Annotated in this window: 1 protein-coding gene and 1 pseudogene; both read left to right on the forward strand. The window is 60.5% G+C overall.

Annotated elements, in window-relative coordinates:
* A partial coding sequence (locus I5W_RS28940) for a formyltransferase family protein (RefSeq protein ID WP_044531848.1) occupies window positions 1–579 on the forward strand: 579 nt, incomplete at its 5' end.
* Between the two features lie 29 nt (window positions 580–608).
* Window positions 609–940, forward strand: a pseudogene (locus I5W_RS28945) (NAD-dependent epimerase/dehydratase family protein); the annotation flags it as partial.

Here is a 940-nt window from a genome sequence, read left to right on the forward strand (position 1 = left end):
CGCGTGCCCATCAACTGGGCGGTGCTGCGCGGTGAGACCGAAACCGGCGCCACCCTGCACGAAATGACCGCCAAGCCCGACGCCGGCGCCATCGTGGCGCAGACCGCCGTGCCCATCCTGCCCGACGACACCGCCCATGAAGTCTTCGGCAAGGTGGTGGTGGCTGCCGAAATGACGCTCTGGAAGGTATTGCCGGCCATGCTGGCAGGCAATACACCCAAGTTGCCCAATGATCTGGCCCAGGGCAGCTACTTCAGCGGCCGCAAGCCCGAAGATGGCCGCATCGACTGGCGCCGCACCGCTGGCGAGGTCCATAATCTGGTGCGCGCCGTCGCCCCCCCCTATCCCGGCGCCTTCGAGGAAATCGCGGGTGATAAAATTACGGTCACGAGAACCCGGCTGGTTCCGCCAGCAGCCCATCCTGCGTTGCAGCGGGCCCATGGTATGCAAGACAAGTTCTTCGAAGGCGGCAAGTTGTACGCCCGTTGTGGCGATGGCAACTTTCTCCAGATCCTGGGCATCCAGATCAATGATCAGGATGCTTCACTCAACAATTACCTGAAATACATGGCCTCCTGAAGTCCGGCCATTCACTAGCTCTCAACATTATGAAAAAAGTCCTCATTCTCGGCGTCAACGGCTTCATCGGCCACCACCTGTCCAAGCGCATCCTGGAAACCACGGACTGGCACGTCTATGGCATGGACATGATGACCGACCGTATCACCGACATCCTGGAAAACGAGGCCTACAAGTCGCGTATGCACTTCTTCGAGGGCGACATCACCATCAATCAGGAATGGGTGGAATACCACNGTCAGAAGTGTGACGTGATCCTGCCGCTGGTGGCCATCGCCACCCCCTCGACCTACGTGAACGCTCCGCTGCGCGTGTTCGAGCTGGACTTCGAAGCCACCTGCCGATCGTGCGGTCGGCCGCC

Origin of the sequence: Herbaspirillum sp. B65, from assembly GCF_000333555.1 — a bacterium.
GTDB lineage: Bacteria > Pseudomonadota > Gammaproteobacteria > Burkholderiales > Burkholderiaceae_D > Herbaspirillum > Herbaspirillum rubrisubalbicans.